The sequence below is a fragment of the bacterium SCSIO 12827 genome, from assembly GCA_024397995.1.
GTDB lineage: Bacteria > Pseudomonadota > Alphaproteobacteria > Rhodospirillales > Casp-alpha2 > UBA1479.
In genome coordinates this window covers 1,592,385-1,606,210 of the sequence record CP073746.1, presented here as the reverse complement: position 1 = coordinate 1,606,210, position 13,826 = coordinate 1,592,385, and the positions used below count along the sequence as shown (strand labels likewise).

Genomic DNA, 13,826 nt, shown 5'->3' with positions numbered 1-13,826 from the left:
ACCCAGGCCCCGGTTCGATACGCCAACCCCCGGCAACGAGATGGTGGAGGGGGTTGGATTCGAACCAACGTAGGCATACGCCAACGGGTTTACAGCCCGTCCCCTTTAGCCACTCGGGCACCCCTCCTGGGACCCGTTCTCCGGAATTTCGCAGCACCACGGTGAAATCTGCCCGACCGGCACGCCGGACGGACCGTGGGAATACGAGGAATAGCAACCGGTTGTCAACGCCAAAACATAGTAAAATAGCCCGCAGGCCCCTCCCCTTCTCTTAATCAAGAGAGGCTTCCAGCAGACTTCAATTGTGGTTTCATGTTAAATCCCCCCATGAGCAAGCGCAAGCCCCACCCCAAGGCCCGTTCCCGGGCGAAACCCCAGGACAGCCACGCCCCCCGCGGCGCCGGCCGTGCGACCTGGATTTACGGTCGCCACGCCGCCCTTGCGGCTCTCCTGAACCCCAACCGTGCCATTTCCCGCATTGTCGCGGCCCCTGGCCAGGCCGACGAGGTCACCGCGGCACTCCGCGACAAGGGAGCCCCACCGGACCGTCCGGCCCCGGAAACCCTGGACCGGCGGGACATCGACGCCCTATTGCCTCAGGGCGCCGTGCACCAGGGCTTGGCCGTGCTGGCCCAGCCCCTGGACACGCCGGCGATCGAAGACATCTGCGCCCAAGTAGCCAATACGGCCAATGCCTTGGTTCTGGTGCTTGATCAGGCCACCGACCCGCACAACGTGGGCGCTATCCTGCGCTCGGCGGCAGCGTTCGGCGCCCTGGCGGTGATCGTTCAGGACCGCAACGCGCCGGAAGCCACGGGCACCCTGGCCAAGACCGCCTCAGGCGCGCTCGAAACCGTGCCTTTGGTCGTCGCCACCAACCTGAGCCGCGCCCTGGAACAACTGCAAGCGGGCGAATTTTGGTGTCTCGGCTTGGATGGCGAGGCCCAGACGCTGATCGGCGACGCCGACCTGTCCGGGCGCATCGCCCTGGTTTTGGGCGCCGAGGGTGCCGGCCTTCGCCGTCTGGTCAAAGAGCATTGCGACCTTTTGGTCCGGATTCCCATTCAATCGGCCATGGAAAGCCTGAATCTGTCCAATGCGGCGGCCGTCGCCCTCTATGAAGCCGCCCGGCGACGTCCGGTCTTGCCTCCCGGCAGCTAATAGGCGTACATATCGCGAAGTTCTAATAAGGGGGGAAACCCCGCCTTCTTTGGGGGAAGAGCGAAGCGGTGTTTCGCAAAAGGTTGCCGTTGTCTGATTTGACGGCGCCGCTGACCGACGTGCTGGACCACTGGCGCGCGCGGGGCGGCGAAGATTTGGCTTGTCCCTGGTCCCAATTCGAAATGCACTTTCTGCCGCCGCGGGTCTTGCCGACAACGCTGGTGATCGACGTGTTCGACGACGTGAACACGAACAAATATCGCTTTTGGGGCAGTAAGATGACGCTGATCCACGGCAAGGACATGACCGGCAGAAGCCCTTACGATCTGTCCCCCCGTGAACTCGCCGAGGATCTGCGCAAACAACACCTGGAGATCCGCGAAAATCGCACGGCCTGCGCTCATGTTCTCGGCTTCGCGCTCGAAAGCGGCCTCACCCAGACCCATACCATCCTGCGCCTGCCGCTGTCGGATGATGGCCGGTCGGTCAACCATATCGTCGGCGTGGTCTGGTATTCCCCGGAGGCCCTGAAGCGGCTGGAGAAGAAAGGCCTGGGCAGCCTGTTCGGCCCCTGAGCAAGGGCGTTCCGCGCTTGTGCCGAAAGGCGGCTTGAGAGTATACGTGGCGCGCAAGACGGGCACGCCATGTCGGCTCGCGGGTCGACACTCGACGAAAAGGCGCCAGGAACCAAGTATCGCCGTCTTAGCCGGCTTAGCTCAGTTGGTAGAGCACCTGATTTGTAATCAGGGGGTCGCGGGTTCGAATCCTGCAGCCGGCACCAGCTTTCCCGATAACGCCGCCTCATCGACCGCGCCTATTGACCCCATTGGGCAATTCTGGGACAAACCCGGCGCGCCTAGAGGCGCCCAAACCTTTCCCTTAAGCCTTCTCCGGACCGGACGAGCCATGAACCTGTTCCAGCATTTCCAGGCCGAAGTGACGCGCCAGATCGGCGCCCTGATCGCCGAAGGCGCCTTGCCTGCCGGATTGGACACCACGCGCCTTACGGTCGAGCCGCCGCGTGACACCAGCCATGGTGACATCACCACCAACGCGGCCATGGTCCTGGCCAAGCCCGCGGGTATGAAGCCCCGCGACATTGCGGACAAACTGGCGGCCAAGCTGGACGCCCTGCCCGAGGTCACGGAAACGGCGGTCGCCGGGCCCGGCTTCATCAACATGCGTTTGGCCGATGACTTTTGGCACGCGCGGCTGGCGGAAATCCTGACGACGGGCACGGCTTACGGCGATTCCGATTTCGGCAAGACCGCCGGCAAGGTCAACGTGGAATATGTCTCCGCCAACCCGACCGGACCGTTACACGTGGCCCACGCCCGGGGGGCTGTGGTCGGCGACGTTCTGGCGCGGCTGTTGAAGAAAGCCGGCTACGACGTGACCACGGAATACTACATCAACGACGCCGGGGCCCAGGTCGAGACCCTGGCCCGTTCCGCCTACCTGCGCTACCGCGAGGCCTTGGGCGAGACCGTAGACGAAATCCCCGAAGGCATGTATCCGGGCGAATACCTGATCCCCGTGGGCCAGGCTTTGGCCGAAGCCGACGGTGACAAGTGGCTCACCGCCGACGAGGACACCTGGCTGCCTCATGTCCGCGAATTCACCGTGGCGCGCATGATGGCCCAGGTGAAGGAAGACCTGGCGGCGCTGGGTATCCAGCAGGACGTCTATACCTCGGAAAAGGAACTGGTCGCCGCCGGCGCCGTCGATGCGGTCTACCAAACGCTCGCCGACCGCGGCCTGATTTATACGGGCGTGCTGGAGCCCCCCAAGGGCAAACCCGCGCCCGACGATTGGGAGCCCCGACCCCAATCCCTGTTCCGCGCCACCCAGTTCGGCGACGATATCGACCGCCCGTTGAAGAAATCCGATGGGTCCTGGACCTATTTCTCCAACGACATCGCCAACCATCTGGACAAGTTCAAGCGCGGTTTCACGCAGATGATCGACATCTTCGGCGCCGACCACGGCGGCTATGTGAAGCGCATGAAGGCGGCCGTCACCGCCGTGTCCGAGGGCAAGGCCGAACTGGACATCAAACTGTGCCAGATGGTGCACCTGATGAAAAACGGCGAGCCCATGCGCATGTCCAAGCGCGCCGGCAACTTCGTGACCCTGCGCGACCTGATCGACGAAGTCGGCCGCGACGTCGTGCGCTTTCTGATGCTGACGCGCAAAAGCGACACCCAGATGGAATTCGATCTGGCCAAGGCCGTCGAACAGTCGCGCGACAATCCGGTGTTCTACGTGCAGTACGCCCATGCACGCTGCCGCTCGGTGCTGCGCTCCGCCCCCGACGAACTGGCGGGGCTCGACACCTCGGCCGAGGCCCTGGCCAAGGCCGACCTGTCCCTGCTTGCCGATCCGGCGGAACTGGATCTGGTCAAGATCATGGCCGCCTGGCCGCGCATCGTCGAACAGGCGGCGGAAGCCCACGAACCGCACCGTGTCGCCTTTTACCTGAACGACGTGGCCTCCGCCTTCCACGGCCTGTGGAACATGGGTAAGGACGACACCAGCCTGCGTTTCATCCAGGCAGACACGCCTGAAATCTCACGCGCCCGCATGGCCCTGGTGCAGGCAACGGCGACGATTATCGCGTCTGGCCTTGATGTCCTGGGCGTGACGCCGGTCGAAGAACTGCGCTGACGCCCTGCCCTGATCTGGGCTAACATCGGGGTATGAAAAGCCCGTTCACCAAGAAACAGCTTGTCCAATACCGCGCGCGCCTGGAAGCGCTGATCGGCGAATTGGACGCCCTCGATTCCATGACCAAGGAATCACGCCGGCCGGTGGAACTGGACCAAACCACCCAGGGCCGCCTGTCGCGCATGGATGCCCTGCAGGTTCAGGCCATGCAGGAGGCCACCGCCGACCGCCGCCGCTCGGAAAAGGCGCGCGCCCGCGCAGCGCTGGAGCGCATGGATGCAGGCGATTACGGGTACTGCGTGTCCTGCGGCGAGGATATCCCCGCCAAGCGCCTGGACCATGATCCGTCGACGCCGACTTGCGTGGATTGCGCCTGACGTCTGCTAACCGAGGGGCCGGCGGGCCAGCAGGCGGAACCGCCCGGCCAGCAGAATGACCGAGATCGCGCTGGCCCCCATCACCGTCCAAATCAGCCCCTGAACTCCGTAACCCAACGGAATTGCCACCCAATAGGCAACCGGCACCATGACGCCGCCGTAGCAGGCGAGCTGGCAGACCATGGGCGCCCACACATCGCGCCGCCCCCGCAGGGCCTGTGCCATCACCGCCTGACCGCCGTCGAGCACCAAAACCCCTGCCACGACCACGACCAGGGAGCGCGCTATCGGGATCAAGGCCGGATCGGCCGTGTAAAAACCGACCAGCACATCCGCCTGGAAAAAGATCAACAGACCGATACAGCCGGCCAGCACCGTATTGGCGCCCAGGCCGGTCCAGCCCGCCAGTTCCATATCGGCCCGGTCGCGCCGTCCGAAGGCGATGCCGACGCGCACGCTGGTCGCGCCGCCGATGCCGATGGCGACCATGAAGAACAGGGCCAACAGGTTGAAGGCGATCCCATAGGCCGCCGCGGACAATTCGCCAAGCCAGCCGGCAAATAAAATCATCGCCGTGAAGGCCGCCGATTCCGCCGCCATGCCCAGGCCCGTGGCGTAGCCGATGCGCCGCTGCGTTCGGCCCGCCGCGGGATCAGGGTCGGGTGCGCGCAGACCGAAGCGGTCACGGTCCGGCAACCACCACACGTAAGCGACGATCGAAATCGCCAGGGCCCAGCGCACGATGGTCGTTGCCCAGGCCGCCCCCTCCGCCCCCATGGCAGGTAGCCCCCACACACCGTAGATGAACACCCAGTTGAGCCCCACGTTCAAAAGGTTGGCCAGCAACATCAGCACCATGCCCGGCAAAGGGCGGCGCAGACCTTCGAGGAAGAAGTTGGTGGTCAGGAAGATCAGCACCGGCAGTACGCCAAGCCCCATGATATGAGCGACCGCACCACTGCCGGCGGCAAGCTCGCCGGTCTGGCCGAGAATTTCCATCAGATCCCGGCCCTGCCAGGCGATGGTCAAGCCGATCAGCCCCAGGCCGACGGCCATGGGCAGGGAGCGCCGCCAGGCCGCCCCGCAAGCGCGGTAATCTTCCGCCCCGAAAGCGTTGGAGGTCATGACCAGGGTGCCCAGCAGCAAGCCCATGCAGGCGACGATGATGTTGATAACCACGGCGTTGCCGATGTTCAGATAGGCCAATTCCGCCGTCGCCGCGTGACCGACCATGACGGCATCGACCTGGGCGATCATCAGCACGCCGAAGCGCGAAATGACCGTCGGCACCGCCAAGCGGATCAATTCGCCCAGATGGCGGCGCAGGCGGGCGGCGAACCAGGTTTCGCCGGGGCGGATCGGGGCTTCATACATGGCCGCCCCTTTTACCCCGCGTGACGGCACAGGACAGCGTTAATTCGGGACTGTGGATTCTAAGGCATCACACCTTGCCGTGCCCGGGCGTTGACGGCACCGCCACCGGCACCGAAACTGCGCGGCCACGATGATCCGCTACCCTTGGGATGCTTTCCGATGACCGCAGAACCCGCGACCGCCTCCAGCCAATCCGGCACCGCCACGGACGTCCGTATCGGCATCCTGTGCATGCTCGCGGCGATGTTCGCCTTCACGGTGATGGACTCGCTGTCAAAGCATCTTGTCCGCACGCAAGCCCCCCTGCAGGTCGTCTGGGGAATCTATGTGGTGCAAGCCGTGGTCTTGTGCACCGTCATGGCCCGGCGCCTGCCGCGCCTACTGCCCTCCCGACAGGTCGGGTTGCAGGCGCTGCGCGCGGCGCTTCTGGTCGCGACCTCGGTCTGCTACGTCACGGGCCTGCGCCATGTGCCGCTGGCCGAGGCCGGGGCCATCGCCATGCTCGCCCCCCTCGCCTTCACCGCCCTGGCCGTGCCGTTCCTGAAGGAACGGGTCGGGCTGCGGCGCTGGGCCGGGGTGGCCGCGGGCTTTCTCGGCGCCATGATCATCATCCGCCCGGGGACCGAGGCCATGCAGGTCGCCGCGCTGTTGCCGCTGGCGGCGGCCCTGCTGCATGCGCTTTATCAGGTCGTCACCCGCTTCGTCGCCCGTGAGGACAGCGTGCTGACCACCCTGACCTACAGCGTCCTATTCTGCGCGCTGATCATGACCCCCATCGTGCCTTTTCATTGGGCTCCCATGGCACCCGCGCAATGGGGGCTTCTGGCGGCGGCGGGGATCGCGGGAATCATCGCCGAATACGCCCTGATTCAGTCCCTCGCCAGGGCCTCGGCGGCGGTGGTAGCCCCCTATACCTATTCCTATCTGCTATGGGCAGCCCTGGTCGGACTCATCGTATTCGGCGAACGACCGGACGTTTGGGCCGCCTTGGGAGCGGCGGTTATCGTCACATCGGGCATTTACGTGTGGCGGCGGGAACGGGCCGCCGGGCAAAGGACCTAGCCGCCGCAACCCCGCCCTGCGCCAAAGGCGTATTGACGGCGGGCCCGCGCACCGCCATGACAGAACCGCACTTCCGCCGCCCTCCAGGCCCTGAGACGCCATGAACCAGCAATCGGCACCGTCGCCGTCCCCCGGCCCGCCCACGGCCGCCGACGGCCATGCGGGCCAGGGCGTGTTGTGGATGATCGTCGCCATGGCCTGTTTCGTGTCCATGGACAGCATCGCCAAGGAACTTGTGAAGACCCATTCCGTGGTCCAGGTCGTGTGGGGCCGCTATTTCTTTCAGGTCGCCGTACTGGCGGTGATCCTGTTCCCCCGCCTGCGCCGCCTGCTGGTTACCCCCAACCTGGGCCTGCAGCTTGTGCGCTCCCTGCTGCTGCTGGTGACCACCGGCCTCTACTTCACCGGCCTCAAGTACGTGCCGATCGCCGAGGCCAGTGCCATCATGATGCTGGCCCCCCTGGTTGTGACGGCGCTCAGCGTGCCGTTGTTGAAGGAACGGGTCGGCCCGCGCCGCTGGGCCGGCGTGGTGATCGGCTTCGCCGGCGCCATGATCATCATCCGCCCGGGCGGTGACGCCATGCAGTTGGCAGCCCTGCTGCCCCTGGTCGCCGCCGCGACCCACGGCGTCTATCAGGTTTCAACCCGCTTTCTCAGCCACAGCGAAAGCGTGCTGACCACGCTGTGCTATTCGGCATTGTTGGGTGCGCTGATCATGAGCACCGCCGTACCGTTCTATTGGACCCCTCTGCCGACCCTGGGCTGGGGGATGCTGCTGTGCGCCGGGATGTTCGGCACGCTGGGCCACTTCGCGCTGATCAAGGCCTTCACCCTGGCCCCGGCCGCGACCGTGGCGCCCTTCACCTATTCCAACCTGATCTGGGCGGCGGCATCCGGGTTTCTGTTCTTCGGAGAATGGCCGGACGCCTGGACGTTCGTCGGCGCGGCCGTGATCGTCGGATCGGGGATCTACATCTACCACCGCGAAAAGGTCGTGAAACGGCGGGAGCCCTAGCCATGCAGATGAGCGACATTCCCTTCGGCACCACCGACTGGTCGGCGGTTGAGCGCACGGAACACAAGGGAGAGACCGGATCCGCCTATTGGCGGACCCAGACCTTCGGTGGCATCCGCGTGCGTATGGTCGACTACACCCCGGGATACCTGGCCGATCACTGGTGCGTCAAAGGCCATATCCTGTTCTGCATCAAAGGTGAGTTGCACACCGAACTGGAAGACGGCCGGACCTTCATCCTGACGCCGGGCATGAGCTATCAGGTCGCCGACAACGCCGAGCCCCATCGGTCATCGACGGCGACCGGGGCCACGCTATTCATCGTCGATTGAGTCAGCCTGCAGCCTTGGCCTTGATACAGGCATCCAGGTCGGCCAAGTCGGGATCCTCGACGCCCAGGGCTTCCAGGGTCTCCAGCAGGCGCACCAGATAATCATGATTGGTGCCGTAGCGGCCCACGGCCTTGCACATGATCTCGGCCATGGTGTCCCTGGGCAAGGGCGGCACGAAATGGGGATGATCAGGAATCACGACGAAGGTCATCACCTGGACCGGACCGTCAAGGCTGTCCGCCGTGATCCAAGTCGGCCGATACACGCCGGAATTCTGTTCCCGGTCCCACAGACGCTTGAGGTCTTCCGCCAACACGTCTTCGTCCAGTTCCAGAACCAGCCCCTTGCAGACCTGCCCCGGTTCCGGCACCAGGCAGAGGCCCAGGCCCGGCTGGTCGTCCGTGCCGCGCGCGCGTGTCGACCAAATCTGAAAGCGGCGCTGATGGTCATGAACCGTCGCCGCAAAGGTCGAGGCGACGCAACATTCCGGATTCCACATCAGCGATCCGAAGGCGAACACCCGGAACGGCTCACCCTTGGGGCGTTCGGCCAGGATGCGTTTAATCCCCGCCGCCTTCTGTTCCGGGGTCATCTTGATCTTGGGGCCGCGGTTGGCCCAGGGGTCTGCGCCGCCGTCGGTCATAGTTCGCCCGCGTTTTCCTTGGTGCGGTGGAAATGGATGCCCGGCGCGTTTTCCTGGGTGTGGTTCAGATGCCAGGCATTGCGCGCCATGAACACGGGCGTGCCTTCGTGGTCTTCGGCCATGCTCGTGCGGTTGGCATCCATAAAAGTCTTCATGGCCTGCGGCGTGTCGGCATCGACCCAGCGTGCGGTATAAAGCTCCGTCGGTTCGAAATGCACGGGCACGTCGTATTCCGTGCGGATGCGGTCGGCCAGCACATCGAACTGCAACCCGCCGACCACACCGACGATCCAGTCCGCCCCCATGGTCGGCTTGAACACCCGGCCGACGCCCTCTTCCGCCAATTGCTGCAGGGCCTTGCCCAGGTGCTTGGCACGCATGGGATCCGCCGGGCGGACCTTCTGCAGCAATTCCGGCGCGAAGTTGGGGATGCCGGTGAACACAAGGTCCTCTCCCTCGGTCAGGGCGTCGCCGATGCGCAGGTTGCCGTGGTTGGGGATGCCGATGATATCGCCGGCCCAGGCCTCCTCGGCCAATTCCCGATCCTGAGCCAGGAACAGCACGGGATTATGGATGGTCAGGGTCTTTTGCGTGCGCACATGCTTCATCTTCATGCCGCGCGTGAACTTGCCTGAACAGATCCGCATGAAAGCGATGCGATCGCGGTGTTTCGGGTCCATATTGGCCTGAATCTTGAAAACAAAGCCGGACACCTTGCTTTCCGCCGGGTCGATGTCGCGGTCGCGGGTATGCTGACGGCGCGGCGGCGGGGCCAGTTGGCCCAAGCCCTGCAACACTTCGCGCACCCCGAAATTATTCAAGGCGCTGCCGAAATAGACCGGTGTCATGTGACCTTCACGGTAAGCCTCGAGATTGAATTCCGGCAGTAGACCGCGCGCCATGTCGACTTCGTCGCGCAGTTGCTTGACCGCATGTTCCGGCAGCAGTGCGTCGAGGCGCGGGTCTTCCAGCCCCTCGCAGGCCTCGCCCTCGTCCGGTTTCTCGCCCTTGGAGCGTTCCATCAGGACCAGGCGGTCCTTGAACAAGTCGTAGCAGCCGAGGAAATTGCGGCCCATGCCGATGGGCCAGCTGGCCGGCGTGACGTCCAGCGCCAAAGCCTGTTCGACCTCGTCCATCAGGTCAAAGGGATCACGGGCCTCGCGGTCCATTTTGTTGATAAAGGTAATGATCGGCACGTTGCGTAGGCGGCAAACCTCGAACAGCTTGCGCGTCTGGGCCTCGATCCCCTTGGCCGCGTCGATCACCATGACGGCGCTATCGACGGCGGTCAGGGTGCGGTAGGTGTCTTCGGAAAAGTCCTCGTGGCCCGGCGTATCCAGCAGGTTGAAGGTCTTATCCTGATAATCGAAAGTCATGACCGACGACGCGACCGAGATTCCACGCTCCCGCTCCACCTTCATCCAGTCCGAGCGCGCGCGGCGGCGCTCCCCCCGCGCCTTGACGGCGCCGGCTTCCTGAATGGCGCCGCCGAACAGCAGCAGCTTTTCCGTCAGCGTGGTCTTACCGGCATCAGGGTGCGAGATGATGGCAAAGGTCCGGCGGCGAGCCACCGATGGGGGCAATTTGGGTTCGGTCGTCATGGGCCGTGTTTTATCTCAAGTCGCCGAATTCCACTAGAAATCCTTGGCCTCACGGGTTGATTTTTCTAAGCTGAACATCAGGAAAGCCGCCCAACATAGGACGGCAAGACAAAGGGAAACAATCAAGATGACGGCTGAAGACGAACGCCGCAAGGGTACGGATCGACGCGGCGATGACCGCCGCGCGGAGGAACGGCGCGACAGCGACCGCCGTCAGACCAAGGAAGGCCCGCCTCCGGGCCAGGACGACCGCCGCCAGGAAGAACGCCGGACAGCCGCCCGGCGCAGCGCCCCCCGGCGCACGGGGCCCCGGCGCGATTGACCCGGTCAGCCTCGGTTTTAACCCAGGTGGCGCCACCAGAATTTCTGATTGATGGAAAACACCGGCTGGTAATGGCGGATTGACGACGCCTTGACCACCGAGCCGATCTGGTTGTCGAGAACCAGCGGAATGCGTTCCCCCGACTTCGCCGTCATGTAGACAACCAGGATCGCATGTCCGACCTTGAGGTTAAGGTCCTTGACCGCGACCACGCGCAGATCGTTGTCGTCCCAGCCCAGCATACGCAGGGACAGGTACTTCATGATCGCGTAATCCTCGCAATCGCCGAAGCGGGCCATGAATTCCTGCGGCGTGGCCCAATAATCGTTCTGGCCCCAATTGTTCTTGTCCTGGACGTAGGTCGCCTTGTTCATGCGTTCGTTGACCTGACGCAACTGGTCCAGCTTATTCAAGCCTTTGACGCTTTTCAGGAATTCGATCCATTCCGCATTGCCGCAGATCTGCATCTGTCCGGGTCCGGGATAGCATTTCACCGGCGCGTTGCTTTTCCGGGCCTGGCTGAACCGCTCAAGCGCCCCCAACCATTTGGTGAAGGCCTTGAGGTCGTCGGACTGGACTTCCTTGGTATTGAAGAAGCTGGGCTGCGGGGAGGCGCTGAGAGCCCCCACGGGCAGGGCCGCGACGGCTGTCATCGTAAGAAGCAGAACACCAATGCAACGCAGGATTATCACTGTCTTTCTTCCATCCGGCATCCGTTGCGGACCCACCCTTGATTATATCGCCTCGCGCACAGCCGGCCAACTTGGACGACGCGCAGCCTAGCCTTTTGCAGGGCGACGCCGCCGTGATCTCGCTCACAGGGTCGGAAAACGACTTTGCTGCAAGGGGTTAAGTCTCTAATATGCCTCGAACGCGCGAGAGAAACCGCCCGTTGGGGAGCACCATGGCGGAAGCAGCCGAAAACAAAACGACCGATACCGAGACGCCCGCAGGCGAGCCCAAGCCAAAGAAGGCGAAGCGCGAATTCAACAAGGTCGCGCTGGCCATCCTGGCGGCGACGGCCCTGGCGATCGCGGTATCAATTCATTTCACCCTGCAGTTCATCGACAAGGAACGCGACCGTGACCGCCTGAATTGGCAGGTCCGCCTGGGCATCGTTGCCGATTTCCGCGCCGCCGCGGTCAACCAATGGGTTGAGGAACAGTTCGGCCATATGCGCGAATTGACGCAGAACGCCTCGCTGCAGCTCTACCTGTCCGAAGCCTCCGCCGGTGCCAAGAAGGATGCCACGGCCCCCGTTGGGCAGGGCGGCGGCGTAACCGCCATTCCGTCCCTTGACACCCTGGGCAGCGAATTGGGCGCCGCCCTGTCGTCGGAATTGACGGACGGGACGGACGGCAAGGACAAGGCTGCAGCCGAAACGGCTCCCGCCCCCCTCGCCGATCCCCTGGATGCCCTGGATTCGAACGCCAGCAGTTCGGCCTCCGTCGGGTTCCTGCGCAACCTGCTGATCGCCACCGCCGAACGTTCGGGATTCAAGGCGCCGCCCCCCGTGGGCGAAATCGCCGCCAACATCGAACGGCCTGGCGTCGCCGGTATCGGCCTGATCGACACCAACCTGAACGCCATCGTCTCGACCCCCGACATGCCGCCCCTGAACAAGCGCATCCGCGATGCCGTCCGTCAGGCCCTGCAGGGCGACCCGGCGATCATCGACATTTTCAAGGGCCCGACCAACGAGCCGACCATGGGCTTCGTGCTGCCGATCTTCAAGTTGCAGGAAGGCACCGGCGCCAAGGCCATCGGCGCCGTGATTGGCATCAAGATCGTCGACGAAGACCTCTTCAAACGCCTGAAACAGCCAGGCGAACTGTCCAAGACATCGGAAAGCTTCATCGCCCGCAAGGTCGGCAATACGGTCGAATACCTGACCCCGCTGGCCGACGGCAGCAAGGCCTTCGAACGCCAGATGGCCATGGATACGCCGGACCTGGCCGCCGCTTATGCGCTGGAAAAAACGGGCGGTTTCGCCCAAAAACGCGATTACGCCGGCGCGGAAGTGCTCGTCACCTCACGCGCCATCGCCAACGTGCCGAGTTGGGTCCTGGTCCGCAAGGTCACGACCGAGGAAGCCCTGGCATCCACGGAAACCCGTCTGCGCACGACCTTGATCGTTCTGCTGCTGATTATCGGCGGCGTTTCGGTGTCGTTCTTCGCCGTCTGGGCCCATGGGGCGTCGGTCCGCGCCAAGCAGGCCATGGCCGACATGAAGGTGGCGCTTGAGCGTTTTTCCAACATGTCCAAGTTCATGAAGGTGGTGACCGACAGCCAGCCGACGGAGATCGTCGCCGTCGACGGCAACACCACCTATACCTTCGCCAATGCACCGGCCGCCCGCGCGGCCGGGATCAGCGCCGAAGACATGATGGGCAAGTCCATGGCCAGTGTCATGGGGCCGGTAAAAGCGCAACGCCTGGCCGAGATCAACAACGGCGTGCTGCGCACCTTCGAACGCGAACAGCATATTTCGTCCTTCACGGACCCGGATGCGGACCCGGACGACATCAGCGCCATTCATGTCATCAAGTCGGACCATATCCCGCTGCGTGGCGACCGCGACTATCCGCCGGGCGTTCTGATGGTGCTGGAAGACATTTCCGAACTGTCCCGCGAACGCCGCCGGTCGGAACGCATGATGCGGCAGTTGATCGACACCCTGGTCAGCGTGGTCGACCGCCGCGATCCCTATTCCGCCAACCATTCAACCCGCACAGCCGAGGTCGCCCGCGAGATCGCCGAGGAAATGGGCCTCTCCGAATTGGAAGTCCATACCGTCGACATCGCCGGCAGCCTGATGAACCTGGGCAAGATCTTCGTGCCGCCCGAGGTTCTGACCAAGACCGGTAACCTGACGGATGAAGAACGCGAGCTTTTGGCCTCGACCTACCTTGTCACCGCCGACCTGCTGAAGGACGTCACCTTCGAGGGCCCGGTGGTCAAGACCGTGCTGCACATGGGTGAACATTGGGACGGCACCGGCCGCTTCCATATCTCCGGCGACCGCATCATTCCGACGGCGCAGGTTCTGGCCGTCGCCAATGCCTTCGTCGGCATGGCCAGCGCCCGTGCCTGGCGGCCCGCCATGGAGTTCCGCAAAGTCATCGACATCCTGATGCAGGAAACAGGCAGCAAGTTCGACCATCGTCCAGTCAGCGCCCTGATGAATTTCCTGGAAAACCGCGGCGGCATCGAAAAGTGGGCACACTTCCGCGACCCACCGGCATCGGACAAACCGGAACTATAGGCAATAG

General features: G+C 63.9%; 13 protein-coding genes and 2 tRNA genes. 10 read left to right on the top strand and 5 right to left on the bottom strand.

Annotation, left to right across the window (positions count from 1 at the left end; genetic code table 11):
- Positions 1-41: 41 nt before the first annotated feature.
- Positions 42-127, bottom strand: a tRNA-Tyr gene (locus tag KFF05_07435).
- Between the two features lie 185 nt (positions 128-312).
- Here KFF05_07435 and rlmB point away from each other — a divergent pair.
- The 5 genes from rlmB to KFF05_07410 all read left to right on the top strand — a co-directional run bounded on the left by rlmB (position 313) and on the right by KFF05_07410 (position 4,205).
- Positions 313-1,161: a 23S rRNA (guanosine(2251)-2'-O)-methyltransferase RlmB gene (gene rlmB, locus KFF05_07430; GenBank protein UTW53175.1), complete on the top strand. Its 849-nt coding sequence runs from the start codon at positions 313-315 to the stop codon at positions 1,159-1,161.
- Positions 1,162-1,250: 89 nt separating this feature from the next.
- The gene (locus tag KFF05_07425) at positions 1,251-1,736 is read left to right on the top strand and encodes a hypothetical protein (GenBank protein UTW53174.1); all 486 of its coding nucleotides are present in this window, start codon (positions 1,251-1,253) and stop codon (positions 1,734-1,736) included.
- 130 nt (positions 1,737-1,866) lie between these two features.
- Positions 1,867-1,942 (top strand) — tRNA-Thr (locus KFF05_07420).
- 125 nt (positions 1,943-2,067) lie between these two features.
- Positions 2,068-3,828 (top strand): arginine--tRNA ligase, encoded by a 1,761-nt coding sequence (locus KFF05_07415; GenBank protein ID UTW53173.1) that lies wholly within the window; start codon positions 2,068-2,070, stop codon positions 3,826-3,828.
- A gap of 32 nt (positions 3,829-3,860) precedes the next feature.
- Positions 3,861-4,205, top strand: a complete 345-nt coding sequence (locus KFF05_07410) for a TraR/DksA family transcriptional regulator (GenBank protein UTW53172.1) — start codon at positions 3,861-3,863, stop codon at positions 4,203-4,205.
- Between the two features lie 6 nt (positions 4,206-4,211).
- Here KFF05_07410 and KFF05_07405 read toward each other — a convergent pair whose 3' ends face one another.
- Entirely contained in the window at positions 4,212-5,579 is a 1,368-nt protein-coding gene (locus KFF05_07405) for an MATE family efflux transporter (protein ID UTW53171.1), read from the bottom strand.
- A gap of 159 nt (positions 5,580-5,738) precedes the next feature.
- On the opposite strand from KFF05_07405, the gene KFF05_07400 reads away from it, so the two are divergent.
- From KFF05_07400 to KFF05_07390, 3 genes are all read left to right on the top strand, one after another.
- Complete coding sequence (locus tag KFF05_07400) at positions 5,739-6,641, top strand: DMT family transporter (protein ID UTW53170.1); 903 nt, start codon at positions 5,739-5,741, stop codon at positions 6,639-6,641.
- A 100-nt stretch (positions 6,642-6,741) separates the two neighbouring features.
- Entirely contained in the window at positions 6,742-7,656 is a 915-nt protein-coding gene (locus KFF05_07395) for a DMT family transporter (GenBank protein UTW53169.1), read from the top strand.
- Between the two features lie 2 nt (positions 7,657-7,658).
- On the top strand, positions 7,659-7,988 hold the full coding sequence (locus tag KFF05_07390; GenBank protein UTW53168.1) for a DHCW motif cupin fold protein: 330 nt from the start codon (positions 7,659-7,661) through the stop codon (positions 7,986-7,988).
- Position 7,989: 1 nt separating this feature from the next.
- Here the strand turns inward: KFF05_07390 and KFF05_07385 are convergent, their stop codons facing one another.
- Positions 7,990-8,631, bottom strand: a complete 642-nt coding sequence (locus tag KFF05_07385) for a gamma-glutamylcyclotransferase (GenBank protein UTW53167.1) — start codon at positions 8,629-8,631, stop codon at positions 7,990-7,992.
- Positions 8,628-10,232, bottom strand: a complete 1,605-nt coding sequence (locus KFF05_07380) for a peptide chain release factor 3 (GenBank protein ID UTW53166.1) — start codon at positions 10,230-10,232, stop codon at positions 8,628-8,630. The genes KFF05_07385 and KFF05_07380 overlap by 4 nt, the downstream gene beginning before the upstream one ends.
- Before the next feature lie 127 nt (positions 10,233-10,359).
- Between KFF05_07380 and KFF05_07375 the strand changes: the two genes are divergently transcribed.
- Complete coding sequence (locus KFF05_07375) at positions 10,360-10,554, top strand: hypothetical protein (GenBank protein ID UTW53165.1); 195 nt, start codon at positions 10,360-10,362, stop codon at positions 10,552-10,554.
- A gap of 17 nt (positions 10,555-10,571) precedes the next feature.
- Here the strand turns inward: KFF05_07375 and KFF05_07370 are convergent, their stop codons facing one another.
- Positions 10,572-11,207 (bottom strand): transglutaminase-like cysteine peptidase, encoded by a 636-nt coding sequence (locus KFF05_07370; protein UTW53164.1) that lies wholly within the window; start codon positions 11,205-11,207, stop codon positions 10,572-10,574.
- A gap of 251 nt (positions 11,208-11,458) precedes the next feature.
- On the opposite strand from KFF05_07370, the gene KFF05_07365 reads away from it, so the two are divergent.
- Positions 11,459-13,819, top strand: a complete 2,361-nt coding sequence (locus KFF05_07365) for a PAS domain-containing protein (GenBank protein UTW53163.1) — start codon at positions 11,459-11,461, stop codon at positions 13,817-13,819.
- Positions 13,820-13,826: the final 7 nt, after the last annotated feature.

What these genes read in the sequence shown, in the direction of transcription:
- rlmB (UTW53175.1), top strand. Translation starts at nt 313, where the DNA reads ATGTTAAATCCCCCCATGAGCAAGCGCAAGCCCCACCCCAAGGCCCGT.
- KFF05_07415 (UTW53173.1), top strand. Translation starts at nt 2,068, where the DNA reads ATGAACCTGTTCCAGCATTTCCAGGCCGAAGTGACGCGCCAGATCGGC.
- KFF05_07410 (UTW53172.1), top strand. Translation starts at nt 3,861, where the DNA reads ATGAAAAGCCCGTTCACCAAGAAACAGCTTGTCCAATACCGCGCGCGC.
- KFF05_07405 (UTW53171.1), bottom strand. Translation starts at nt 5,579, where the DNA reads ATGTATGAAGCCCCGATCCGCCCCGGCGAAACCTGGTTCGCCGCCCGC.
- KFF05_07400 (UTW53170.1), top strand. Translation starts at nt 5,739, where the DNA reads ATGACCGCAGAACCCGCGACCGCCTCCAGCCAATCCGGCACCGCCACG.
- KFF05_07395 (UTW53169.1), top strand. Translation starts at nt 6,742, where the DNA reads ATGAACCAGCAATCGGCACCGTCGCCGTCCCCCGGCCCGCCCACGGCC.
- KFF05_07390 (UTW53168.1), top strand. Translation starts at nt 7,659, where the DNA reads ATGCAGATGAGCGACATTCCCTTCGGCACCACCGACTGGTCGGCGGTT.
- KFF05_07385 (UTW53167.1), bottom strand. Translation starts at nt 8,631, where the DNA reads ATGACCGACGGCGGCGCAGACCCCTGGGCCAACCGCGGCCCCAAGATC.
- KFF05_07380 (UTW53166.1), bottom strand. Translation starts at nt 10,232, where the DNA reads ATGACGACCGAACCCAAATTGCCCCCATCGGTGGCTCGCCGCCGGACC.
- KFF05_07375 (UTW53165.1), top strand. Translation starts at nt 10,360, where the DNA reads ATGACGGCTGAAGACGAACGCCGCAAGGGTACGGATCGACGCGGCGAT.
- KFF05_07370 (UTW53164.1), bottom strand. Translation starts at nt 11,207, where the DNA reads ATGACAGCCGTCGCGGCCCTGCCCGTGGGGGCTCTCAGCGCCTCCCCG.
- KFF05_07365 (UTW53163.1), top strand. Translation starts at nt 11,459, where the DNA reads ATGGCGGAAGCAGCCGAAAACAAAACGACCGATACCGAGACGCCCGCA.